Source organism: Vibrio sp. 10N.286.45.E10, from assembly GCF_002874195.2.
Taxonomy (GTDB): domain Bacteria; phylum Pseudomonadota; class Gammaproteobacteria; order Enterobacterales; family Vibrionaceae; genus Vibrio; species Vibrio crassostreae.
In genome coordinates this window covers 1064024-1087704 of record NZ_MCWD02000002.1, presented here as the reverse complement: position 1 = coordinate 1087704, position 23681 = coordinate 1064024, and the positions used below count along the sequence as shown (strand labels likewise).

At 45.0% G+C, this 23681-nt stretch carries 16 protein-coding genes; 8 read left to right on the top strand and 8 right to left on the bottom strand.

Going from position 1 to position 23681, the window contains the following annotated elements; translation table 11 throughout:
* Position 1 precedes the first annotated feature (1 nt).
* Complete coding sequence (locus BCU34_RS17780) at positions 2–1720, top strand: cobaltochelatase CobT-related protein (protein ID WP_102398400.1); 1719 nt, start codon at positions 2–4, stop codon at positions 1718–1720.
* Between the two features lie 67 nt (positions 1721–1787).
* Here BCU34_RS17780 and BCU34_RS17775 read toward each other — a convergent pair whose 3' ends face one another.
* Together BCU34_RS17775 and pta are read right to left on the bottom strand one after the other, a co-directional pair.
* Positions 1788–2555 (bottom strand): sulfite exporter TauE/SafE family protein, encoded by a 768-nt coding sequence (locus BCU34_RS17775; protein ID WP_065676758.1) that lies wholly within the window; start codon positions 2553–2555, stop codon positions 1788–1790.
* Between the two features lie 56 nt (positions 2556–2611).
* Positions 2612–3712, bottom strand: a complete 1101-nt coding sequence (gene pta / locus BCU34_RS17770) for a phosphate acetyltransferase (RefSeq protein WP_102480626.1) — start codon at positions 3710–3712, stop codon at positions 2612–2614.
* A 154-nt stretch (positions 3713–3866) separates the two neighbouring features.
* On the opposite strand from pta, the gene BCU34_RS17765 reads away from it, so the two are divergent.
* On the top strand, positions 3867–4655 hold the full coding sequence (locus BCU34_RS17765) for an IclR family transcriptional regulator (RefSeq protein ID WP_065676756.1): 789 nt from the start codon (positions 3867–3869) through the stop codon (positions 4653–4655).
* Positions 4656–4900: 245 nt separating this feature from the next.
* The gene (locus BCU34_RS17760) at positions 4901–6328 is read left to right on the top strand and encodes an NAD-dependent succinate-semialdehyde dehydrogenase (RefSeq protein ID WP_102479324.1); all 1428 of its coding nucleotides are present in this window, start codon (positions 4901–4903) and stop codon (positions 6326–6328) included.
* Between the two features lie 210 nt (positions 6329–6538).
* Here the strand turns inward: BCU34_RS17760 and BCU34_RS17755 are convergent, their stop codons facing one another.
* Together BCU34_RS17755 and BCU34_RS17750 are read right to left on the bottom strand one after the other, a co-directional pair.
* Positions 6539–8722 (bottom strand): malate synthase G, encoded by a 2184-nt coding sequence (locus BCU34_RS17755; RefSeq protein ID WP_102479325.1) that lies wholly within the window; start codon positions 8720–8722, stop codon positions 6539–6541.
* 117 nt (positions 8723–8839) lie between these two features.
* Positions 8840–9793 carry a LysR family transcriptional regulator gene (locus BCU34_RS17750; protein WP_019825141.1) on the bottom strand — a complete coding sequence of 318 codons (954 nt, stop codon included), beginning with the start codon at positions 9791–9793 and terminating at the stop codon, positions 8840–8842.
* A 130-nt stretch (positions 9794–9923) separates the two neighbouring features.
* Here BCU34_RS17750 and BCU34_RS17745 point away from each other — a divergent pair, with 130 nt between their 5' ends.
* Both BCU34_RS17745 and BCU34_RS17740 read left to right on the top strand, forming a co-directional pair.
* Positions 9924–11522, top strand: a complete 1599-nt coding sequence (locus BCU34_RS17745; protein ID WP_102432344.1) for an isocitrate lyase — start codon at positions 9924–9926, stop codon at positions 11520–11522.
* 212 nt (positions 11523–11734) lie between these two features.
* Entirely contained in the window at positions 11735–12313 is a 579-nt protein-coding gene (locus BCU34_RS17740; protein ID WP_102479326.1) for a hypothetical protein, read from the top strand.
* A gap of 104 nt (positions 12314–12417) precedes the next feature.
* Here the strand turns inward: BCU34_RS17740 and BCU34_RS17735 are convergent, their stop codons facing one another.
* Together BCU34_RS17735 and BCU34_RS17730 are read right to left on the bottom strand one after the other, a co-directional pair.
* Positions 12418–12810 (bottom strand): cystatin domain-containing protein, encoded by a 393-nt coding sequence (locus BCU34_RS17735; protein WP_102479327.1) that lies wholly within the window; start codon positions 12808–12810, stop codon positions 12418–12420.
* 250 nt (positions 12811–13060) lie between these two features.
* A complete protein-coding gene (locus BCU34_RS17730) occupies positions 13061–15520 on the bottom strand; it encodes a M9 family metallopeptidase (RefSeq protein ID WP_102479328.1) in 2460 nt (819 codons plus the stop codon).
* Between the two features lie 439 nt (positions 15521–15959).
* Between BCU34_RS17730 and BCU34_RS17725 the strand changes: the two genes are divergently transcribed.
* Both BCU34_RS17725 and BCU34_RS17720 read left to right on the top strand, forming a co-directional pair.
* A complete protein-coding gene (locus tag BCU34_RS17725) occupies positions 15960–17171 on the top strand; it encodes an acyl-homoserine-lactone synthase (RefSeq protein ID WP_102432340.1) in 1212 nt (403 codons plus the stop codon).
* Positions 17164–19770, top strand: coding sequence for a quorum-sensing autoinducer 1 sensor kinase/phosphatase LuxN (locus BCU34_RS17720; protein ID WP_102479329.1), 2607 nt, complete (start codon positions 17164–17166; stop codon positions 19768–19770). Before BCU34_RS17725 ends, BCU34_RS17720 begins: the two co-directional genes overlap by 8 nt.
* A gap of 142 nt (positions 19771–19912) precedes the next feature.
* On the opposite strand, the gene BCU34_RS17715 is transcribed toward BCU34_RS17720, so the two are convergent.
* Together BCU34_RS17715 and BCU34_RS17710 are read right to left on the bottom strand one after the other, a co-directional pair.
* Positions 19913–21106: an MFS transporter gene (locus tag BCU34_RS17715; RefSeq protein WP_170960870.1), complete on the bottom strand. Its 1194-nt coding sequence runs from the start codon at positions 21104–21106 to the stop codon at positions 19913–19915.
* A gap of 100 nt (positions 21107–21206) precedes the next feature.
* Positions 21207–21920, bottom strand: coding sequence for an AraC family transcriptional regulator (locus BCU34_RS17710; RefSeq protein ID WP_102479331.1), 714 nt, complete (start codon positions 21918–21920; stop codon positions 21207–21209).
* A 351-nt stretch (positions 21921–22271) separates the two neighbouring features.
* Between BCU34_RS17710 and BCU34_RS17705 the strand changes: the two genes are divergently transcribed.
* Complete coding sequence (locus BCU34_RS17705; protein ID WP_102479787.1) at positions 22272–23603, top strand: MFS transporter; 1332 nt, start codon at positions 22272–22274, stop codon at positions 23601–23603.
* The last annotated feature ends 78 nt before the right edge of the window (positions 23604–23681 follow it).

Genomic DNA, 23681 nt, shown 5'->3' with positions numbered 1-23681 from the left:
CATGGCCAATGTTTCTTCTCAGCAGAAAAAGATCCTCGACCTTGGTGTGTCTGTCGCTAGAGCGATCAGTGGTGAGCTGGACCTGAATTATCGGGGAGAGCGTCTCTATAACGGCAATAGCCCCTGCTATTATCAGTCTGCACATACTAACGATCTCACCTTTGTTTCTCGCCATGAGTTGAAAAACAGCAAGCTTTCGATGCAAGGCAAGATCGATTCATCGGCACTACGACTATTGCTTTCAGACACTGACCTCCATTATTCATTGCGACCGAAAAACGAAGTCGAACGTCTGCTTTACGACTTCTGCGAACAGGTACGGATTGAATCTCAAGTCCCGCCTTATCTAAAAGGCGTGACCACTAGCATCCAATTCAACTTTGCGTATTGGAGCGATCAGTACCATCAAAATGGCTTTACTGAATCACGAATTGGGATGTTACTGTTCACGCTGATGCAAATCATCCACACCCGCTTAACCAGTGTCCCAGTTTCGGAACTAATTGCCGAAACCATTGAATCGACACGTGCGGGCATCGTGTCTATTTTCGGAAGCAGCCTAAAGCGCTTAAAGGAACATCGAGCCGACCAGCTACAGTTTGCTCACTGCGCCAATGAACTGGCCTCTTTAGCGCAAGAACTCATCAACCAAGAACAAGAGAGTAACAACTCGCCGACACCTACCGTTGAAGCAGACATCAAGATCCTCGCGCAACTGGCACTTATCGTTGATGGTGACATTCAAGATGAAGACATCGATGCCGACATCACAGGCAGTAGCAAGGTGTTTGAACTGTCGGGCGCGAATTATCAGGTCTTTAATTCAGAATTTGACCAAGTGATAGCGGCAGACAAACTCGTCAGGCGCGATCTATTACTCGAACTGAGACAAAAGCTCACCGATGACATCATGGCGAGACAAGTAAACACTCGCCGCTTGGCCGCTATACTCACCAGCTTTGTTGCCACGCCACAAAGGAACCGACGTCAGGATCATTTAGAAGAAGGCATCGTCAACGCCACTACTCTCACTAAGCTCATCACTTCGCCATTGGATCGCACTGTCTTTTATCAGCCAGAGGTTGGCGCATCTCATCAATGTGCCATCACATTTTTGATGGACTGCTCAGGTTCAATGCAAAAACACAGTCACAAACTGAGTCTACTGATGGATACGATTCTCAAATCGGTTGGGCTAGCCAATATCCCTTTTGAAATTATCGGCTTCACCACTAATAACTGGAATGGTGGCAAGGTTTATCGACAGTGGCTCAAGCAAGGTCAACCGAAACACCCAGGTCGTTTAAACGAAGTTCGACATATCGTGTTTAAGGATTTTGATGCGCATTGGAGACGCTCTCGCCTTGGCATTGCGAGTCTTCGAAAAGCAGACATCTTTAAAGAAGGGATTGATGGCGAAGCGGTTCAGTTCGCTAGCCAACGCTTGCAACAGCATAGCGCACAGCGAAAGGTGTTGATTGTGGTCTCAGACGGCTGTCCGATGGATACCGCCACCAGCACAGCCAATGATCAGTTCTATTTGGATAACCATCTCAAACAAGTGATTGAGCGCGAGTCGACCAAAAACGGTATCGAAATTCATGGCGTGGGGATGGGCGTCGATTTAAGCCCGTACTACCGCAGTAACATTACTTTAGATGTCCAGGAGAGCTGCTTGTTTGGGTTATCTAGGAGTATCTTTGAGATATTGAAGCGTTAAGAGATGTAAACCGTGAGCAGTGACGTACCGGCTAGCAAACCGCTAGCCTCCTTTGTCGAAAGTGGTTTTACGAAGAGCCAAACAACGACCATGCAGAGACAGCCATCAAATACCCACCAATCAACATCAACACCATAAATACCAGCTTTCTGAGTTGGTCATTCGAAAGCGGTGGGGGAAAGCGCCGAGCAAACATAGTAACAAGCGCTACCAAGGGAACAGCAATAGCGGATAACCACAATATGCTCGCTTCCATGTCACCTGCTGCGTAGACATTGACGGTACGGGACATCGACGTACAAGCGAACACCATCAGCAATGTACTTCGTACCAGATCGAGTGTAAAAGGCTGCCGATAAAGGTGATAAACAATCGGTGGCCCCGCCATCCCAAACAACCCGCCCGCTAAACCAGAACTAAAGCCAGACACCAAGAAGGATACCGTGGCCGAGCGGTCTTTTCTGGTTTTAGGTTTGAACATAAAGCTCAGACCTGCGAATAACACCATTGCCCCCAATAGCCCTCGCAGGATATGCGTCGCCGACTCACTCAACTCGTCCAGTAAAAACACTCCCAACGACACGCCGGGGATAATACCGATCACTAACACCACCAGAATTTTGAGTTCCCCAAGCAGAGGCTTGCCCATCAACGCGACCACACAATTAAACAAAGTCACAATGCTAACCACGGCAGCAATTACGGGCAACGAAACCAAATTAAGGCTGACCGTTAGACCAATCACGATAATGCCAAGCCCAAACCCTGTGACGGTTTGGAAATAGGTACCGACCGCAATGGTGGCAAGAATGGCGAGTAAAACAGGTAACTCCATTAGCAATCCTAATTAGGTGTTTTTACTTAATGTGAGTGCGGGCTTTAAGTTTGAGCCTAGTACCTAAACTCAAATTCCGATTCAGTTCTTTCTTTAGCTTTTTGATCTTCTGGAGCTTCTTGAGCATCAGCGTCAACATCCGTCGTTGCATTTGCAGTTTTGCCTTGTTGTGCTTGCACAGCAGTCACCGCGATTACATTAAAGATATCTTCGGCACTACAACCTCTGGATAGGTCATTGGCTGGTTGATTCAACCCTTGCAACAAAGGACCAATCGCGACCGCGCCTCCTAGCCTTTCAGCAAGCTTGTAACCGATATTGCCAGCTTCTAAGTTTGGGAATATCAGCACGTTAGATTCTCCTTTAACCTCGGAATCGGGCAACTTTTTCGCCGCAATTTCAGTGACAATCGCCGCGTCGAGTTGAACATCCTGATCAACCGCAATTCCGGGGCAACGTTGCTTCACTAACTGGGCGGCATTACGCACCTTATCGACCGATTCATGCTTGGCACTGCCATTGGTAGAAAACGACAGCATTGCCACTTTAGGTTCTTCCATTAACAGCGTTTGAGCACTATTTGATGCGGCCACTGCTATCGATGCAAGCTCGGTTTCATTGGGGTTAATCACCAAACCACAATCACTGAAAATCATGCCACCTTTGAGATTGTGGAAAGGCTCGCACAACATCATTAAAAAGAAGCTCGATACCAATTCGCTGTCTGGTGCTGGCCCAATGATCTGCAGCGCAGCTCGCACCACATCTGACGTGGTATAAACCGCGCCATTAACCGTGCCGTCGACCAGCCCTTCTCTCACCATCAAATTGGCAAAAATCAGTGGGTCTGTAACCTTCTCCAATGCATCTTGATAAGTCATGCCTTTGGCTTTTCTGAGCTCATACAGACGTTCAGCCAACACGGCTTTAAGTGCCGATGTTTGTGGTGAAACAATATGAATGCCCGCGAGGTTAATATGATGCAACTGAGCGGCTTCGATAATCGCCTTTTCATCCCCTATTAGCGTGATATAAGCGAGTTGTTTATCTATCGCTAATCGTGCCGCTTTGAGTACACGAGGATCTTCAGCTTCGCTCAAAACCACACGCTTACGATCTAGGTGCGCCTTATCAATAATCCGTTCAATTGCTTTCATTTTAAAATTCCATTTATTGAGATTAATTGTTCCATAATTTATATTTATATTATTGAAATAATAAAAAAGGTCAAATTTTATTCAGATAATTGAAGAATATTAATTTGGTATGTACACTCTTACAAATAGACATATCGCAAGGATGAATCACTGTATGCAAACAGAAACACCACAAGTTCAAGGAGATACGCCCACTCTCCGACTTTTTGCACTATTAGAGGTGATAGCGCAAAAAGACGAGTTTATTTCCCTTCAAGGGCTCGTCGAAGAAACCGGACTGCCGAAACCCACTTTGCACCGTATGCTGCAACAATTAGAATCCGCAGGCATCATTCAAAGAGACGGTGATGAAAAGCATTACAGCTCTGGCATTCGACTCAGAAAGCTGGCTGAAAACCTACTGTTCAACAGCACCATGCACAGCGCAAGACGCACAATTCTTGAAAACCTTCGAGCAGAAGTCGGCGAGAGCTGCAACCTAACCGCACTATCGAGCGGTGAGATCATCTACCTTGACCGCGCAGAGACCGAAGCACCACTTCGCTTCCACCTGCAGCCTGGCTCTCGCGTTCCTGTTCACTGCTCTGCGACAGGTAAACTGTTTTTGGCTCATATGTCGAAATCACAGCGCAGAAGACTGATTGAAAACGTGCCACTGACTCAGTACACAGTCAAAACCATCACCGACTACTCAGTGTTAGAGCAAGACATCGAAGAAGCGAAGATCCAAGGCTTTGCGATTGATGATGAAGAGTTTCTACCTGGTTTGGTGTGTATTGCGGTACTCATTCCATCGCCAACCGGCCAATCTAATCTCGGCTTAGCAATCCAAGCACCTGTGATTCGAGTAAAGCCGGACGAAGCGATCAAGTTCCTACCTGCTCTACAAAAAGCTGCAAAAGCGCTAGCGAAAATCGAAGCTGATAATTGGAGTCAGCAATAGACTTTTCTTAAAAGATTTCGAAGTCCATGATTTAGCTGATCATGGATTTCGAAAACTCGAATTTAATAAACAATGATTTTGTGTACCTTGCTTTGGTAAACAATGCTTTCACAAACAAGGACTTCAAAACTATCGAATTAACGACCACAATCTGCGACTAATGAACATTTGGTCGAAATGATCTGAACACTCACCAACCCGCATATCAGCAACACGTCTAAAGTAATCACAACAAAGGAATCACGATGCTAAACATTAAGAACCAGCACTTACTCTCTTTTATGGTGACAGAAGCGAACAACGCAGTTGCAGTCACAAATCCAGCAACGGGTGAACTCATCGGACACGCACCGGTATCATCAGAAACAGAGTTAGCAAGCGCGATTGAACGAGCTAATGTAGCGCAGAAAGAGTGGGCAAAGGTTCCAGCTAAATCTCGAGCTGCATCACTGCACCGTTGGCACCAGCTAATCATTGAGAATAAAGAAGACCTTGCTCGAATCATGACGATTGAACAGGGTAAACCGTTAGCAGAAGCGGCAGGTGAAGTGGTATATGGTGCGAGCTTCATTGAGTGGTTCGCAGAAGAAGCCAAGCGCACTTATGGTGACTCCATTCCTAGCACAGTCGCAGGCAAACGCTTGGTGACTATCAAGCAACCTATCGGAGTCGCGTGTGCCATTACGCCATGGAACTTCCCTGTTGCAATGATCACTCGTAAAGCAGCGCCTGCATTAGCTGCCGGTTGTAGCTTTGTCGTGAAACCTTCAGATGAGACACCGCTTTCCGCATTTGCTGTGGTCGAACTGGCTTACCAAGCGGGTATTCCTAAGGATTTACTCCAAGTCGTATTAGGTGATAGCCCAGAACAGATTGGTGAGTTATTCACATCGCACCCATTAATCAAAAAGATCTCTTTTACAGGCTCTACCCGTGTCGGCAGTATTTTGATGGCTCAAGCCGCAAAAGGCATCAAGCGTACCTCTATGGAACTCGGCGGCAATGCACCTTTTATTGTGTTTGACGATGCAGACATCGACGCTGCGGTTCAAGGCGCAATGGTCTCGAAATTCCGCAACGCTGGCCAAACTTGTGTTTGTGCAAACCGATTCTATGTTCACAGTAAAGTGTACGATGAGTTCGTGGCTAAATTTGATCAAGCCGTTCAACAACTTAAGGTTGGTAACGGCTTAGATGAAGGTGTAACCATTGGCCCTGTTGTCAGCCAGAATGCCAAGAACAACATCCAAGCATTAATAGACCGAGCGGTAGAGCAAGGCGCAACACCTGTGACACAAACTCAAGAGCTTGATGGGCTTTTCCTTCAGCCTGTCATTCTTAAAGATGTGAAACACAGTATGGACATTGTTCAACAAGAGATCTTTGGCCCAGTCGCACCTGTGATGAAATTCGACACAGACGAGGAACTCATCGAGATGGCGAACGATACTATTTATGGTTTGGCGTCTTACTTCTACAGCCAGAATATCCACCGCGTATGGCAGGTAGCAGAAGCACTTGAATACGGTATGGTCGGTATTAATGATGGCCTAATCTCAACCGAGGTCGCGCCTTTTGGTGGCGTTAAACAATCAGGTATTGGCCGTGAAGGTGCTAAAGAAGGCATCGATGAGTACATGGACATTAAATACTTATGTTTTGGTAGTAACTAGGTTTTAGTAGCAAGTAGGTTTCGGCGTTAACCAAGATTCAGAAGCACTTAAATCTTAGTGAGCACTAACCTAGCCCACTCTCCCCCCTTCCCACCACAAAAATGAATCAAAAAAAGCCGCGCTATAAAAGCGCGGCACCTTGGGCTCGGTTAAAGGGGGTTTCTTTTTTTAGTATTTTACATTCTCTGTTTTTGTTATTCGGTTGCTTCGCTATTCCTGCGCTTTCAGCTTTAGACGCATCGCGTGCAGCACTGGCTCGGTATAACCACTCGGCTGAGCACAGCCTTCAAATACCAACTGGCACGCTGCTGAAAACGCAATGCTGTTTTCAAAATCAGGCGCCATATTTTGGTAGCTTGGATCCCCTGCATTTTGTTCATCAACCACTGCTGCCATGCGCTTCATGGTTTTCATTACTTGGGCTTCCTCGCAAATGCCGTGACGTAACCAGTTAGCGATGTGTTGACTTGAAATTCGCAGCGTTGCACGGTCTTCCATTAATCCCACATCGTTAATATCAGGCACTTTCGAACAACCTACGCCTTGGTCAATCCAACGAACTACGTAACCAAGAATACCTTGCGTATTGTTGTCCAGTTCGTTTTGGATATCTTGAGCAGTCAGCTTTTGATTGCCTAACAATGGGATAGTAAGAATATCGTCAACATTTGCTCTCACACGCTCACGAAGCTCTTTCTGACGGCTAGGAACACTCACCTTGTGATAGTGCAAGGCATGCAGAGTCGCCGCAGTTGGAGAAGGAACCCAAGCGGTATTGGCACCGGCTTGTGGGTGTCCAATTTTCGCGTCCATCATCTTCGCCATGTTATCTGGTTCTGGCCACATACCTTTACCAATCTGGGCTTTACCTTGCAGGCCACAAGCTAAGCCAAGATCAACGTTTTGATCTTCGTATGCGCCAATCCAAGTCATGGTTTTAAGCTGTGTTTTAGGAGCAAACGGACCCGCTTCCATACTAGTGTGGATCTCATCACCCGTTCGATCTAGGAAACCTGTGTTGATAAACACGACACGGTCTTTGGCTGCGCGAATACACTCTTTCAAGTTCACAGAGGTACGACGCTCTTCGTCCATAATGCCGACTTTAATGGTGAAGCGTTCTAAACCTAGTGCATCCTCAATGCGACCAAACAACTCATTGGTGAAAGCCACTTCTTCAGGGCCATGCATTTTAGGTTTTACAATATTGATGCTGTTCGCGGTCGAGTTTTGGTAAGGGCTATTACCCTTTAAATCGTGCATCGCGATGAGCGAGGTAACCATGCCATCCATGATACCTTCAGGCACTTCATTACCTTCAGCATCAATAATCGCAGGGTTAGTCATTAGGTGGCCCACATTGCGTATGAACAACATGCTGCGACCTTTAAGTGAGATTTCACCACCCGTCACACTGGTGTATTGACGATCGGGGTTAAGATTACGAACAATGGTTTTACCGTTTTTCTCTAGCGACTCTTGAAGGTCACCCTTCATTAAACCTAACCAGTTTCGGTAAGCCAATGCTTTGTCTTCACCGTCAACTGCAGCGACCGAATCTTCGCAATCCATAATCGTGGTCAGTGCCGATTCCACCAGTACATCTTTAATACCCGCCACATCGACGCTGCCAATCGGCGCACTCGGGTCGATTTGAATTTCGATATGAAGGTTATTGTGTTTAAGAAGAATGCACGAAGGTGAACTTGCGTCACCTTGATAGCCAATGAACTGGTTGCTATCTATGAGAGTGACTTCTTCACCGTTATCGAGTGTCGCTATCAGCTTATTGCCGACGCTAGCGTTACTGATGCTGTATTTGGTCACGTCTTTATGAGAGACACCGTTTAGTGGTGCAGCGTCATCAAGGAAACCTCGAGCGTAGCTCACCACTTTAGCACCGCGTACAGGGTTAAAGCTTCCACCTTTCTCTGCACCGTCGCTTTCGCTGATAACATCGGTGCCGTAAAGCGCATCGTATAAACTGCCCCAACGCGCGTTTGCTGCGTTAAGTGCAAATCGCGCGTTCATAATAGGCACCACAAGCTGCGGCCCAGCTTGTGTTGCAATTTCAGGCTCTACGCTTGCAGTAGTGACTTGGAAGTCTTCGCCTTCAGGTACGAGGTAGCCAATCTGTTGTAGGAACTGTTTGTACTCTGCTGCGTCGAGTGTTTGACCCGCACGCTCTTGGTGCCACACATCAATTTGATGTTGAAGATCTTCACGCTTGATAAGCAGAGCACGGTTCTTTGGTGCCAGATCTTTAAGGATGGCTGCGAAAGATTGCCAAAAGTCCTCTGCGACAATGCCTGCTCCAGGAATGACCTGCTCATTAATTAATTGGTAGAGGGTGCTATCAATGCTCAAGCTTCCCTGTTGAATACGACTGCTCATAAAATCTCTCTCAAATTAACCGCTGACTACTAAATAAATTTACGTAACTGACGAAAATTTAGCTAATTTATGCCGCTTATATTGGATATTCACAAAAGAAATACCACAAAAACTGTGTTATCCCGTCACACCACTTTCGATTTCATTGGCGACACTTTTGATCAAGCGACGCATCCACTGGTGGTCTGGATTGGTTTGTAACAAGGGGCTCCACGCCATCTTTACTTCAAAAGGTTCAATAGCAAATGGGGCTGGTTTGATTAACAAATTAGGGTTGTTGCGCTGCAATTGCGCCGCTTTAGTAGGAATAGTAAGGATCAAGTTCTTCTGTTGTGCGAAAAGAATCGCCGACAGGTAGTGTCGAGTAAATACCGTGATATTACGGGTTTTACCAATGCGCATTAACGCTTCATCTATCCAACCGAGCTTTTGTGCTTCACTGGGGTTGATTCCCACTCCGGTTCCCATCCCCGTCTTACTTACCCAGATATGTTGCGCCTTTAAATAAGACAAAATATCAAAGTTATCGGCAATTGGATTATCACAGCTAAATAGGCAAGAGAACCCGTCGTGCCAAAGGCTCATCTGGTGAAACGACTGTGGGATGTCGTCAAAACGGTTGATGATTATATCAACAGTACCTTGCTCTACATCCTGATAACTCACGTCACTTGGCGTCATGATATCCAGTCGTATTTTCGGTGCTATCTCACTTAACCTTTTCAGAAGAGGTTGAATAATGGTCGATTCAGCGTAGTCACTCGCCATGATACGAAACACGCGTTCACTGTCTTCTGCATTAAACTCTGTGGTCGGCTGGAGTGTCTTTTCTACATTCGCCAAGATGTTTCTAATCAGCGGTTGCAACTTTTGCGCTCGCTCGGTCGGCACCATCCCTTCACTGGTTCTCACCAATAGTGGATCTTCAAACAGATCACGCAATCGGCGCAGTCCATTACTCATGGCTGGTTGAGTTATTCCTAATTGATTTGCCGCTCGTGTAACGTTTCTTTCACGTAGCAACATGTCTAAATACACAAGCAAATTAAGGTCTATACGAGCAATATTCATAAGAAAAATACCGAATATAATAACTATAAATTAACAAAATTATCACATGCGTGGTTATTCTTTGTCCATAGCAAAGTTTTAATCCAAGCCAATTTGGCAACCATACCCCACGTGAAACTAAGGAATAGTTATGTCGCAAATTACACAAGATATCGAAATGATAGAAGTTGCAAAAAGCGCTGCAGGTGCTCCATGGGATGCAATCAATGCTGAATCTGCTGCTCGTATGCGAGCTCAAAACAAATTCAAAACAGGTCTAGATATCGCGCAATACACGGCAGATATCATGCGTGCGGATATGGAGGCTTACGATAAAGACAGCTCTCAATACACTCAGTCTTTAGGTTGCTGGCATGGTTTTATCGGTCAACAAAAGCTGATTTCTATTAAGAAGCACTTTGATGGCAAGACAGATCGCCGCTACCTATACCTTTCTGGTTGGATGGTTGCTGCACTTCGCTCAGACTTTGGTCCACTTCCAGACCAATCAATGCATGAAAAAACATCGGTTGCAGGCCTAGTAGAAGAACTATACACATTCCTGCGCCAAGCTGATGCACGTGAACTGGGTGGTTTATTCCGTGAGCTAGACGCTGCACGTGAAGCGGGCGATGTTAACCAACAAGACCTTATCCAAGACAAAATCGACAATCACGTAACACACGTGGTGCCAATCATTGCAGATATCGATGCAGGTTTCGGTAACGCAGAAGCGACCTACCTAATGGCTAAGCAGATGATTGAAGCGGGCGCATGTTGTCTACAAATTGAAAACCAAGTTGCCGATGAGAAGCAATGCGGTCACCAAGACGGCAAAGTAACGGTTCCACATGCTGACTTCCACGCAAAACTTCGCGCACTTCGTTACGCCTTCCTTGAACTAGGCATCGACAACGGCATCATTGTTGCTCGTACCGATTCACAAGGCGCTGGTTTAACAAAAGAAATCGCAGTAGTGAAAGAGCCTGGCGACCAAGGTGACATCTACAACTCATACCTAGATGTTGAAGAAATTGATGTTGCTGATATGGCTGAAGGCGATGTTTGCTTCAACCGTGACGGCAAACTAGTTCGACCTAAGCGTCTACCTTCAGGCCTATACCAATTCCGCGAAGGTACAGGTGAAGACCGCTGTGTATTCGACTGTATTGAAGCAATCAACGCAGGTGCTGACCTTCTTTGGATTGAGACTGAGAAACCACACATCGGTCAAATCAAAGAGATGATGGATGGCGTACGTGAAGTACACCCTAATGCGAAACTTGTTTACAACAACTCTCCATCATTCAACTGGACGCTAAACTTCCGTCAGCAAGCTTACGATGCGATGGTAGCAGAAGGTAAGGATGTATCAGCTTACGACCGTGCAAACCTAATGAGCGCGGAATACGACGAATCAGAACTGTCTGCAAGCGCTGACGAGAAGATTCGCACATTCCAAGCAGACGCGTCTCGTGAAGCGGGTATTTTCCACCACTTGATTACACTGCCTACTTACCACACTGCAGCGCTGTCTACTGACAACCTTGCGAAAGAGTACTTCGGCGACCAAGGCATGTTGGGCTACGTTGCGAACGTTCAACGTAAAGAAATCCGCCAAGGCATCGCATGTGTTAAACACCAAAACATGTCTGGTTCAGATATGGGTGATGACCACAAAGAGTACTTTGCTGGTGAGAACGCACTAAAAGCAGCAGGTGAAGCGAATACATCGAACCAATTTGATTAATCGCTAACACGAAAGCCTCCCTCGTCCTTCTCTCTTACTTAGGTAAGATCCGGGGGAAGGCTTTGAGATAAAGCTACTACTGCCAGCTTTATCTCAAAGCCTCAGATTTGTGTTCCACACCACGGTTAACCAAACAACTTCTGTTTAAGCTAACTGTATTCAAGTTTTTTGAGATTCCTGTTTGTTGATATTTCTTTTGATTGAGAGTGCCTATGACTTCAATACCTAAACACCTACAAGATGCAAAAACGCTGCTATCAGAAAATGGTTTCGCGACGGGTGATACTTGGTATCACGGTACATCTTCAGCTTTACTCGCTTCTATTCAAGGCCAAGGACTAAAGCGCTCTGGAGACAAAGCCCTCAACGAAGCGGCTTCAAAAACCATGGCGACCATCGGCAATAACTACACCGAATCGGTTGAACCAGTGTTTCTCACCCAGAGCAAAGAACTGGCGTATTACTGGGCGCAACAAACCGTTCGTGAGCGTAGTGTTCGTTTCGAAGGAGAAGAACAACCTATCGTGTTAGCGGTAAACCTGTCTGAAAAACAGCGTGCCAAAGTAAGACCGGACGTGGGTGCGATGAGCCTGTTAATGATGAGTGTGGGCGAGCATTTCATGACTCACATGGCTAAGGTTTATCAAGAAAACAACATCTCAGGCCCTGACATTGAACTTCGCACCGCTGATCGTATGGATTACTTAAACAAGCTGGGAATGGCTTATATTGATGAAGACATCAGCCGTGCTTGTGTTCAAGAGTTAGCTGAGCCCGAACTGGCCGATTAAAAGCGTTCAATAAATCAGTCTTCTTAAAAACCAAAACGGCTCCCGATACGGAGCCATTTTTATTTGCTATCAAGCCTATCTCACAAGGTACAGAAGCCTCTAGATTATGAACACAAACGACCTTTCTGTGCAGGTCGTGTCATTTCGATGTCACCTTGTAGAGAACGGTAAACGATGGTGTTCCACACTTCACCATTATCCATCTCAAACTCAATAGCATAGTTCAAACCCGCCACGACTTGAGTTCGAACACTCAAGATCTGCTTAAGCTCAGCTGAAGTGTTCATTTGGCCAAGAACTGCGTCTAAAGCTTGCTTAGCTTCTGGTGTGACATCGCTTTGCGACCAACCACCAGTTAGGTTTTTAGTGCTACAGATAGGGTTCGCATTCTCTTGTGGCTGAATTGGTACCTCAGATTTCTGACTACACCCAGCTAACGCAGCGACACTAAACAAGGTTGCAATTCCAAGTAATGATGTTAATCGTACTTTCTTCATAAATTCTCTCTACCTCAATCATTCACGAGGGAATACTCGCAATAATGTTTCATATGTAGGCAAGCTTAGACCTTAAATGTCATTACTTCATCAGAGATTATGGTGTAACTACTCTATAAATACAGAGCACTGTCAGAAAAACAAAGCCGGACACTACTGCCCGGCTTTTTACCCGTCTATTCAATTGATATTTAGATCATTTAGATTAGGTGGCGTTTTCGTTAGTGCTTTTTAATTGCTGCCTGTTTTGCTAGTGAAAGAACACCAACATCTCGACATCATCCCCATGCTGTTCAGCACTCAGTAAGAAATGCACATAGCCTTCTTCTGTTACAGGGATTTGCAGGTACTCATTGCTACCACGGTAATTAGAGGCATAATCGTGTTGCCCTGAAGTAGGCCAGTATGAACGACTTGCAAATAGATCAACGTTGCCAGCATTCGACTGTCCACTCTCAGCAACGTCACTCTTATCATTCAACCATACTCTTACCTCTTGCACGCCCTGTGGAACATAAACCGCCGCATAACGTCGTTGGTGCACGGTGAGTATTTGAGGCTGACCTGATTCCAGTATTATTGGCGTTAAATCATCTTGTTCTTGTGATGGCGGCGTTGGCGCTTCTGTCTCTAGTGATGCCAACAGTGTTACGTCATTGAAATCGGTGCGTCCTGCAATACTCATGTAGTAACGACCCGGTTTGATGAAACCCGATGACTTTGGTTCAAACGTCACCATCTCATTACTTCCATTTCCGTATTGGCTGAATTCAAAATCATAGTAATGCGCTTCTTTGTTGTAGCTCATGTAAAGATCAGCATCACCTTGGCTTTGACCTGAAGCATGACCTTCAATCGAAACCTCAAAATGCGTGGTGTTCTCAGGTACATCGACGTAGAACAGCTGCTCACTGTACGCCTCGCCGTTCAACACTACACCTTGGTTTGCTGCAAGCACTATGGCTTGGTCTGTCGGATTTGTGGGGTCAGTCGGTTCTGTGGGATCAGTAGGCTCTGTTGGTTCACTTGAAACAGTGTCTAGCCAACGATCAAACTCACCATTGTATTGCTGGCCAAGCACTTTCACTTGTTGCGCCCATTCTGAAAATTTGCCAGCACGAGACAGTGCCAACAAGCTCTGCACTTCTTGAGGATGTTCTTCCATCATAAAGCGCACCGCCAAGTAACCCCATCGATAGATACGGTTGGAATCATGAGAGTAGGTGGTCGCAAGCACGTCCGATAAACTCATCTTCCCGCTGCTAATCAAACCAACAGCGGCATCGTAACCTTGCTTGTAATGCATGAACTCAGCAAAACCTTCTAGCCACCACACAACGTGACCATGTGCCAAGTTGTCGCTAAAGGAGCCGTATTGGTTAAAGCGCGCATCGAGATAGTGAGTGTACTCATGCTCTAAATTGAGAATTGAAAGGTCATCGCCGTTAGCGTAACGGTAAGCGACGAAACGCGCCACGTTACCCACTTCGGCAGGGTTACCTTCTAAATACTGACCTCCGTTGTCGGTGGTATTTCCAAACAAGAATGCAGAGTAATCGGTGTAGCTACCTTTACTGTCAAACACCGCGACTTCAACTCGCTCGTTATTATCGTCGGCGACAGGTTGTTGGCCTGTGTTCGCAACTTGATGAAAGTCCGCCTCTTTTGCCGCGAGTACATCACATGCTTCAATTGATTGTGCTTGCGTTAAATCTTGAGAGCGAATAATCGCAGGCCCTTGGCACTCATGACGATTGGGAAGTACACGCATTGCTAAATCACGTTTTGCTTGCTCTAGATCCAATCCATTCAAGCCGTCTGGCGCGTAATACCCCATCATCTCAACCGCCGCTAACCAAAGCTTGTCATGCTCACTGCCAAGTGGGTTTTGTACCATCACTTGCCGCATAAAACGCAGCGCTTTGTCTTTCGTTAATTTATCTGGGCTTGCCAGCAAACGACCAATTTCACGCACGGCGTTATAAACAAGGAAGCTCGCATCAGTATCTAAAGCCCACGTGTTATCACGGGCGAATGCTGCAAGCGTGTCGATATGCTGGGTATGGCTCGCCATGTAATCGTAGAAGTCATCTCTAGCTGCGTGCCCTGCCATTGCTCGAAACAGATTGTTTAACCCATCGACCCATTGTGAGTCTTGCGCCGTTTCTTGGTTGAAGTGACGTAATGCCGCAAGTTGCGCATCCATTGTCAGTGGCAATTGTTTAACGTTATCGACCATTAGCGTCAGGCTTTTCAATGCACCCACCTGCTCACGACCTTGATCTAACGCATCAGGGTTAGCTAAGAAAGCAATCGTCGACTGAGCAAAACGCTGACTCAACGCTTCGCTGAAGTCTTGCGCTTGCGCGTTATAGCGAACGTAATAAGCGGCACGAACAAACTCACCAAGGTTTTCAAGTTTACGGGCTTGTTCAGCTTCACCTCGGTAACGAGTTATTTCTGAGTTCAGTGCAACTTGAATGCGGCTTAGGTTTGCTTCGCTATAGATATTATCTAGTGAATTATTCGATGCAGAGAACCAAGAACTGTAGCAACTGTTGTTTGCCGAAGAGACAGCGAGTGCAAGATTGGACGCCTGTTGAAGATCAAGCACCTCACACTGATTTTGAGCAAAAGAGAAACTGGACGCACTGGCAAGCATACAAGCGATCGCCAAGCGATGACGTGGAAATAGACGGAGATGAGACATACCACACTCATTAGTTAATTATATAATTGAGCACGCTGTTATATTCCTTACAATCTATAAGGTGAATTGAGTTGCGTATGATTTATGAGCTTGGTTCAAAAAATAAACACTCAGGACCAATTTATAAATTCAAAAAGATATTCTCAGATTGAATAAATTAACTTCCACACATGATCAAACCATATAAGTGATTGAGAGCACTCTAATTTAGGGAATCATTAATTAATTCGTACATGACTAACCCATATTGTTAAGGGTCAGCACAAGTAGTAAACTTGCGCTCGATTATGCAACTTGTTTTTAAAAACAATAGACACAATTAGAGTTACGTTTGTTCATCAAAGTAACTTTATTTCAAATACTTACTATAAATCCGTGTCGAGTTGACTGGTGCAAATCAAATAAAAATAATTATATAAACCTAGGCTAGGTTCACACCATGAAATTAACGTCGTCTTTAGACTCACTATTGGCTAGCAGTCTGTCTATCGAAAAGAAACAACAAGCGCTGATCGAGCTCACGATCAACGCTTATCAGCCACAAGAACGTATCGCTCTTTTCCAAACCGTCACAGACTATCGTCGACGACTATTGGAATCGTTCTTCCCCGAACATCAACACAAAAGCCTCTCAGTTTTATTTGAACTGATGGACTATCGCGAGCTTATTCAACGCTATCCAAGTTCCTTGTCGAAAGAGATGGCACTGTTAGAAGCGGCCGCAAGTCAGTGTTACATGCATTGGTTAGATTTTTGGTGTGAATGTGAAATTGCAGCCATCAAAGCAAAATCACCGTTGGACGCAAGTGCGCCCTCTCACACTGAACTCCCTATCAAAGACAGCGCTTACTATGGTGCAATCATTGAACGAATAGAAGATGATCCGCTTGTGGTACAAACACCGAGCCACCCACAAGGAATGTCCATCAGCGATGCCATTGCTTTGAGCAATCTTGAGGTGTTCATCAAGGGTGAAAAATGGTTTGAGATGCTGCCTTTATTACACCTTTCTCAGGCAGGTAAGCATTTTATTCTGCTCAAACATCCAGTCGATGAAGCCTTTCCAACACTGGTTTCCTCTGCGCTGATTCAAGACTGGTCTAAGAATGATACTTGGCTAAGTTACGCACCGCCGTTCAGCAATGAGCAATGGCAATACTGTTTACCCAATTACGGCTACGCTGAACTCGCAGGGTTACAACTTTTGACACCGCCTACACTGTCAAAATGTTACTCTCTCCCAGAATTTGACCAACAATTCCAGTTACAATTGTCCGATAAGAATGCCCTGTGTGAAGTGCTGCGTCTGACAGTCAGTGGTAATACCCAACAAAAACTCTATTTCCTCTACCTTGCTCAAAAAGAGCTGATGAGTGTATTACATCAAATAGGCTACAAAATCGGTTTTACTATTATCGAGCAACCTTTCATGCTTCAGTTTTATCAAACCATTGATTCTAAAGCATACTTCCATTCTGGGTATTGCGAATTAAATAATGATGGCACAACAATTTATCGTGGGTTCTGGAATTTCGAGATAATGGTAAAAGCGTTCAATAATGTCGATTTTCGCAGCTACAAACGCGCAGTGCGAGAAAGCCGAAAGTCATTAGAAAAATCGAGCTCGGTAAGAAAGGATGAACATGTTTGATTTCGGCCTAGAGGCGATCATCTATGCAAAAGCAATCACACTGCTTGCAACCGTGGCTGTGGTTGTCATGTGGTTGTTCTATTACTGCTATCGCCTGAAACAAAAGAACGAAGTGATTGCGGGGACACACCATGCCCCTTACATCGCGTATTCGATCTGCATTGTTGCGTGGATCAGCAGTAACGCTTATTTCCATACCGATTTATTACCGGAACTTGGGGCCCCGGCCGCCGTGTTCGCCGCAAAGTTTGCCAACCTCGCCTCTTTCTTTGCGTTTGCCTTTGCCTATTACTTCTCGTGTAAGCTCGCCGCCGAACAACGCAATGGTAAGGTTCACGCATGGCAACAAGCCATTTTCGTCACCTTAACCGTCTACTCCTTCTTTATCAATTTAAGTCCGGGGTTAACCGTTGAACACGTCACCATTGCAGGCCCAAGCCAGTTCGTGATTGAGTTCGGCCCTCAAACACCTTACTTCTTCATTGGGATGATAAGTTTTGTTGTCCTAACACTACTCAACCTCGTGGCCATGCGCGCCAACAGTAGTAAGCTGACCTTAGCCAAAACCAACTACATGATCGCAGGTATCTTAGTATTCATGCTGTCCACTGCGACAATCCACCTAGGCATGACCTACTTCTTGCGTGATTTCTCGCTCACTTGGCTGCCACCAGCTTTGTCGATCAGTGAAATGTTGTTCGTTGGCTATGCCCTGCTGACCTCGCGCTTCTACAGCGTGAAATACCTTGCGTACATGAGCCTAAATGCGCTGTTGGTCTGTGCTATTTTGGTGATCCCTTTTGGCGCGATATTTATCCCGCTAACAGACAACAGTCAATGGCTCGTTGCTATCCCAATCTGTGCGATTATCGGCATCACTTGGCATGTTCTCTACAAACGAGTGAGCCACTACGCTTCCTTCTTTGTCTACGGAAACAAGAAAACGCCAGTACAGCAGATCCTCTCACTAGAAGACGATTTCAAGCTGTCGATTGATGATGCAATGCGTCGATTAGGTAGCCTACTGCAGATTCCAGAAGACAAGCTGCGTCTGGTGAACAGCAACTACAACGAAACTTTCTACGAAGATTATCTGTCTACCAACAAGTCTGTTTTAGTGTTTGACGAACTTTCTCAGGAGCTTGATTACACCGCACCAGCCAAGCGCTCAATAAAAGCCCTGTATGACAAGATGAGTTCAAACGACACCGCCTTGGTGATGCCTTTATTTGGTCAGGGGAAATCGGTCACGCACTTATTGGTGTCGTCACACAAGAGCAACGATCAGATGTTCTCTAACGAAGAGATCTCTGCCCTGCAAACCTTGTTAACTCGTGTACAAAGCACCATTGAAGCCGATAGACGCATTCGCCAAAGTCGCGCCCTTGCTAATTCTATCGCACACGAAATGCGTAACCCTCTTGCTCAAGTGCAGCTGCATTTTGAGGTGTTAAAGCAGCACATAGATAACCAAGCCCCAGCTAAACAAATCCTAAAGGATATTGAGAATGGCCAAGCGGCGATTCAACGCGGGCGGCAACTGATTGATATCATCCTGCGCGAAGTCAGTGACAGTACGCCGGAAAACGGTCCTGTGACGATGACCTCTATCCACAAAGCCGTGGATCAAGCCGTAAGCCACTATGGTTTTGAGAATGAAAAGATCATTGAACGCATTCGTTTACCACAACACGCTGATTTTGTAGCAAAGCTGAACGAAACCTTATTCAACTTCGTCATTTTCAACCTGATACGCAATGCAATCTACTACTTTGATTCTTACCCAGAAAGCCAAATTGAGATCAGCACCAACACAGGATCTTACGAGAACGTTCTAATATTCAGAGATACCGGTCCCGGCATTGATGAAGCCATTACGCATAAGATTTTTGATGACTTCTTCTCTTACCAAAAAAGCGGTGGTAGTGGCCTAGGGCTTGGCTATTGCCAACGAGTGATGCGTTCATTTGGCGGCCGGGTTGAATGCCACTCTAAGCTTGGGGAGTTTACTGAGTTCCACCTGTACTTCCCTGTGGTACCCAATGCACCCAAAGCAGACGCACTTCGTACGCCTTACTTCAATGATTGGAAAAGTAATCAAACCACAACTGAAAACAAAACCAACGTAGAAGCTAAGCCAGATAACCAAGCGGCAACGCAAAATTCAGAACCAACAAGTACATTAAAGCCAGGAAATCATTTGGCTCCAACCGTACTTATCGTCGATGATAAAGAAGTACAACGCACACTTGTTCAAATGTACCTGAGTCGACTTGGCGTAAATAGCTTACAGGCCAAAAACGGTGAGAATGCCGTCGAGCAGTTCAAAACACATAAGGTCGATTTGATCTTAATGGACGTACAAATGCCAATAATGAATGGTTTTGACGCAAGCCAAATCATCAAGGCACGTTCTCCTCAAACGCCAATCATTGCTTTATCTGGCGAATCAGGACAGCACGAGTTAGATATGATCAGCAAGTTGATGGATGGTCGCCTAGAGAAACCAACCTCTTTGAATGCACTGCAACACGTGCTTGATAATTGGTTGAAAAAAGGCACAACGTCTAATGCTTCTAAGGAAACAGAAAATGAATAGCTAATGGCAAGCAGGTAATGGCTAACAACTGCATTATTGGTTAATAAAAAATCCCTTCAGAGCGTACCTTGAGGGGATTTTTTTGTTAGCAAAATTAACAGCCTAAATTATCAATTCGATGACTTTTCTGAATCAAACTTGATTAAGCGACAGGCATTTCCAACGTTTTTCGCTGGCACATGTACATGACAATAATTGCGGCACTGCTCATCAGTGACAATACCCAGCTGCTCAGAACCATTACCTCGTGATTGGCCGGAACGAACGATAAACAAAACGTAAAACCAAATGCTCCAACCATCTGCAAAGCACCGTAGATAGCACCAACCTGCCCCTTGTGATTAGGAAACAAATACAATGCAGAAACACCAGCTATCGCAAGTAAAAATGCAGAGCCAAACGCCATCAATGAAAACCCGAGTAACACTAGTGAGTAGCTATGTACGAAAAGGCTAAGAGTAATAAAAGCACAGCCTACAATTTGAATCAGGCTCCCATAAACTAGAGTCATATTTTCGCTGATACGATTCTTCAGAAACTGGTTCCAAATTAATCTTGATGCAACGCTACTCGCTATCAAAACCATTGACCCAATTCCGTAATCTGCGGCCGTTAAATCAAATTGATTCTGAGCAACAAAAGAACCCGTTACTTGGAAAAGCAGTAGGCAACTCGTCCCGCTGAACATCATTGCCAAATAACACAGAAACGTTACGTTCGATGTGATGAAAGCATAGTCTTTTAGTATCTGTTTAAGCTTAATTGCATCAGGGTTCTTCTGGCTGATCGTTTCACGTTTCATAAATGTGATAATCAATAGTGTTGCGATCGATAAAGATGCCATGAAGACAAAATTACCTTGCCAACCAAAGTGTTGAGTCAGGTATCCCCCTAAAATCAGCGTTAAACCGGGTAGGCTCATAAAAAGAATCCCATACCAAGCAAGTATCCCCATGAGTTCCGTTTTTTCGAAGGCGTCTTGGAGTATTGTTCGGCAGAGCAGGTAAAGGCCACCAACCCCTAAACCTTGGATGATCCTACCCAGTAACAGAATATCTATGTTATCAGCCATGAGACAAGTCATTGAACCAACGACAAAAATCGCAGATGAAAGAATAGCAACGGGCTTTCGCCCATACCGCTCGGATAACGGCCCACAGATAAGCTGGCTGCATGCTAAAGCGATAAAAAACAGACTTAACGTCTGTTGTACTAGCGCCTCAGAGGTGTGGAGTTCACTTTGTATATCTGGAAAGCTTGGCGTATACATGCTCGACGCAAAAAAATAGCTCGATGCCATTAAAATGCTGATAAATATATTGGTTATTTTGGACACTCGTTTTCCCATAAACGTTAAGAACAGAGCGTCATGTTAAATAGATCCTCACGTTAAGGTTTTGGGTAAAACGACACTGTGTTTACAAATTGCGCCAAGTTTAATTCTGGGGTGCTTTTTTCTGATGTTCTTTAAATGCAGTGGAGAATGAAGACAGGCTTGAGTACTCAAGTTCGAATGCAATGTCAGTTGCGCTAATGCCTTTTGCCATCATTTTTTCAGCACGTTCCATCACCACCTTTTGTCGGATATCTCGAAAAGATGCTTTGAAACTCGACAAAAAAAGTCGGTTTAAGGTACGAACGGAAGCCCCTGTTTGCTTAGATAAATCTGAGATAGACATTTTGATGTTAGGTTTGTTTGATAATGCTTCAATTACCAATAGCAGTCGTCTGTCCATCCCTCCCTTTGCAATTAGGGGGTTATTGGTTGGCTTACAAAGGATGCATTGGTCGACTAGAACGTGCACATAGTGAGTCACGAGCTTTTGTTCTGGTCCTCCATTTTCCCAAACACTGAATAGCTGAGCAACGATGGGTGATACGTCCAATATGCATATTTTAGTGATATTAGGAGTTGCAGCTTGGGGTAGGCGAAGTAAGGAAACATGTGATTGCTTTAGAAAGTCAGCACGATGTGGTACGCCTGCGGGAATATAAATTAAAGAGCCGGGCATAGAGAGTAAACTGTGCTGGTCAGTTGATAGAATTTGGCAGCCTTGGTGTATAAAAGCTAAATGAGCATAATCATGAGTATGTACCTCGCCTGAGTAGTGCGATTCATGATGCTTAACAATGACTTGATAGTCGTCCAAATTAATTATTTCATCCTTTATCTTATTGATAAGCTTTAAGTATAGGCTCAATCTTAAGTAGATATTCCATCTATCTCTTTAAGTTTTCTAATTCCCGTTAACTCAATCTATCTCTTAATAAACAGAACTATTTAGGGTTTCACGCCAATAACTGTCGATTACGCGACAATGATTGAGCACCAAGCACTCTCCGGTATGATTTTTCCTTATAAAAGCATAACGCCGCAAGCCTTACCCATTCAACAGATTCTCGATAAATCAAAAAGATATTGAAGAATGCAACAATTCCATGATTTAAAAGAGTAAAAGGGTTATACATAAGAATGTATTATCTAAATTACTGAAATTATCATGACGCTCAAAGAGATTCTTAAAATTCCCAATGTCCGCTACTTCTTAATGTTTAGAAGCAGCTACTTTGCGCGTTTTTATTACCCTATATTCACCCTACTCTATTTAGATTACGGACTAACCCTCTCTCAGTTTGCCATGCTAAACGTAGTTTGGGCGGCGACCATCGTACTTGCAGAAGTTCCATCTGGGGCATTCGCCGATACCTTAGGTCGCAAACAGCTTGTAGTGTTGTCTTCGATTGTGATGTTCATAGAGATAGCCATGATCGCACTCGTACCGACCGGAGACGCTAACTTGGTGTTCATGGTATTTTTGGTCAACCGAATACTCAGTGGGTTAGCAATGGCATTGGCAAGTGGTGCAGATGAGGCATTGGCTTACGACACCTTAAAAGAACAAGGCAATGAAGAGTTGTGGCCGCGAGTGTTACAAATCCAGCTCCGTATCGCTTCTAGTGTCGGTATCTTTGTCACCTTGATCGGCGCTGCGATGTACGACGTGAACTTCATGGCGAACATCTTTCATTTCCTTGGGCTAGCCGAGCCAGAAAGCACCAAAGACCTGATGCGAATCCCTGTGTTCGCGACTCTCTTGGTCGCGTTACTCGCAATTTATGCCGCGATAAACATGCGTGAAGAAAAGAAGGTGATGCCAAGCGATCAGAGCAAATTAGCAACGACCATCGCCAGCCTCAAGTTAACGGCTGATACAGGTAAGTGGGTACTTGCTACGCCTTACGTGCTGTTCATCTTGCTCTATTACAGCTTGTTCGAACACACTTCACGCATGTTCTTAACCATGAACAGCCAATACTATCTCGCTATCGATATTCCTATTATTTATTTTGGTTTTATTGGCGCGGGAATCAGTCTGCTAAAAATCATTTTAGCGGGGCAAAGCCGGAGGTTGGCAGAAAGTATCGAGCCAAAAACCTTTATTATTGTCATGGGCTTAGCAAGTATCGCGACCTACTATTGGATCAGTTTAGGTTGGTCCATCTATGGGGTAGTTCCTGCGCTGGTGCTTATCTTTATCATCATGACGATGAACATTTTCATCAGCTACCACCTAAACAAAAAGACCGAGTCACATAACCGAGCCACCGTTCTTAGTTTCAAAGGTTTGATGTTTAACCTCGGATACGGGCTGATCGGGATCTTGTACGCTTACTACTACAAATTGGTCTCTAATAATTACACCGAGCAAGAAATAGAACAGAACCTCGCCTTCTTAGCATCGCTCTCTTCATTCTGCTATTACTTCGCCTTACTGTTCGTGTTAATCAACGCGTTGTTTTATTTCAAAAACAAGAAACAGCCGATCTTCTGAAGAGCGCTCTAATACTGAATAGAGAATAAAGGTGAGCCTGTGGCTATAAACAGATCATGACACTTCTTGTCATGTGAT

What these genes read in the sequence shown, in the direction of transcription:
- BCU34_RS17720 (WP_102479329.1), top strand. Translation starts at nt 17,164, where the DNA reads ATGTTTGATTTCGGCCTAGAGGCGATCATCTATGCAAAAGCAATCACA.
- BCU34_RS17750 (WP_019825141.1), bottom strand. Translation starts at nt 9,793, where the DNA reads ATGAATATTGCTCGTATAGACCTTAATTTGCTTGTGTATTTAGACATG.
- BCU34_RS17745 (WP_102432344.1), top strand. Translation starts at nt 9,924, where the DNA reads ATGTCGCAAATTACACAAGATATCGAAATGATAGAAGTTGCAAAAAGC.
- BCU34_RS17740 (WP_102479326.1), top strand. Translation starts at nt 11,735, where the DNA reads ATGACTTCAATACCTAAACACCTACAAGATGCAAAAACGCTGCTATCA.
- BCU34_RS17775 (WP_065676758.1), bottom strand. Translation starts at nt 2,555, where the DNA reads ATGGAGTTACCTGTTTTACTCGCCATTCTTGCCACCATTGCGGTCGGT.
- BCU34_RS17735 (WP_102479327.1), bottom strand. Translation starts at nt 12,810, where the DNA reads ATGAAGAAAGTACGATTAACATCATTACTTGGAATTGCAACCTTGTTT.
- BCU34_RS17725 (WP_102432340.1), top strand. Translation starts at nt 15,960, where the DNA reads ATGAAATTAACGTCGTCTTTAGACTCACTATTGGCTAGCAGTCTGTCT.
- BCU34_RS17765 (WP_065676756.1), top strand. Translation starts at nt 3,867, where the DNA reads ATGCAAACAGAAACACCACAAGTTCAAGGAGATACGCCCACTCTCCGA.
- BCU34_RS17760 (WP_102479324.1), top strand. Translation starts at nt 4,901, where the DNA reads ATGCTAAACATTAAGAACCAGCACTTACTCTCTTTTATGGTGACAGAA.
- BCU34_RS17730 (WP_102479328.1), bottom strand. Translation starts at nt 15,520, where the DNA reads ATGTCTCATCTCCGTCTATTTCCACGTCATCGCTTGGCGATCGCTTGT.
- BCU34_RS17705 (WP_102479787.1), top strand. Translation starts at nt 22,272, where the DNA reads ATGACGCTCAAAGAGATTCTTAAAATTCCCAATGTCCGCTACTTCTTA.
- BCU34_RS17780 (WP_102398400.1), top strand. Translation starts at nt 2, where the DNA reads ATGGCCAATGTTTCTTCTCAGCAGAAAAAGATCCTCGACCTTGGTGTG.
- BCU34_RS17755 (WP_102479325.1), bottom strand. Translation starts at nt 8,722, where the DNA reads ATGAGCAGTCGTATTCAACAGGGAAGCTTGAGCATTGATAGCACCCTC.
- pta (WP_102480626.1), bottom strand. Translation starts at nt 3,712, where the DNA reads ATGAAAGCAATTGAACGGATTATTGATAAGGCGCACCTAGATCGTAAG.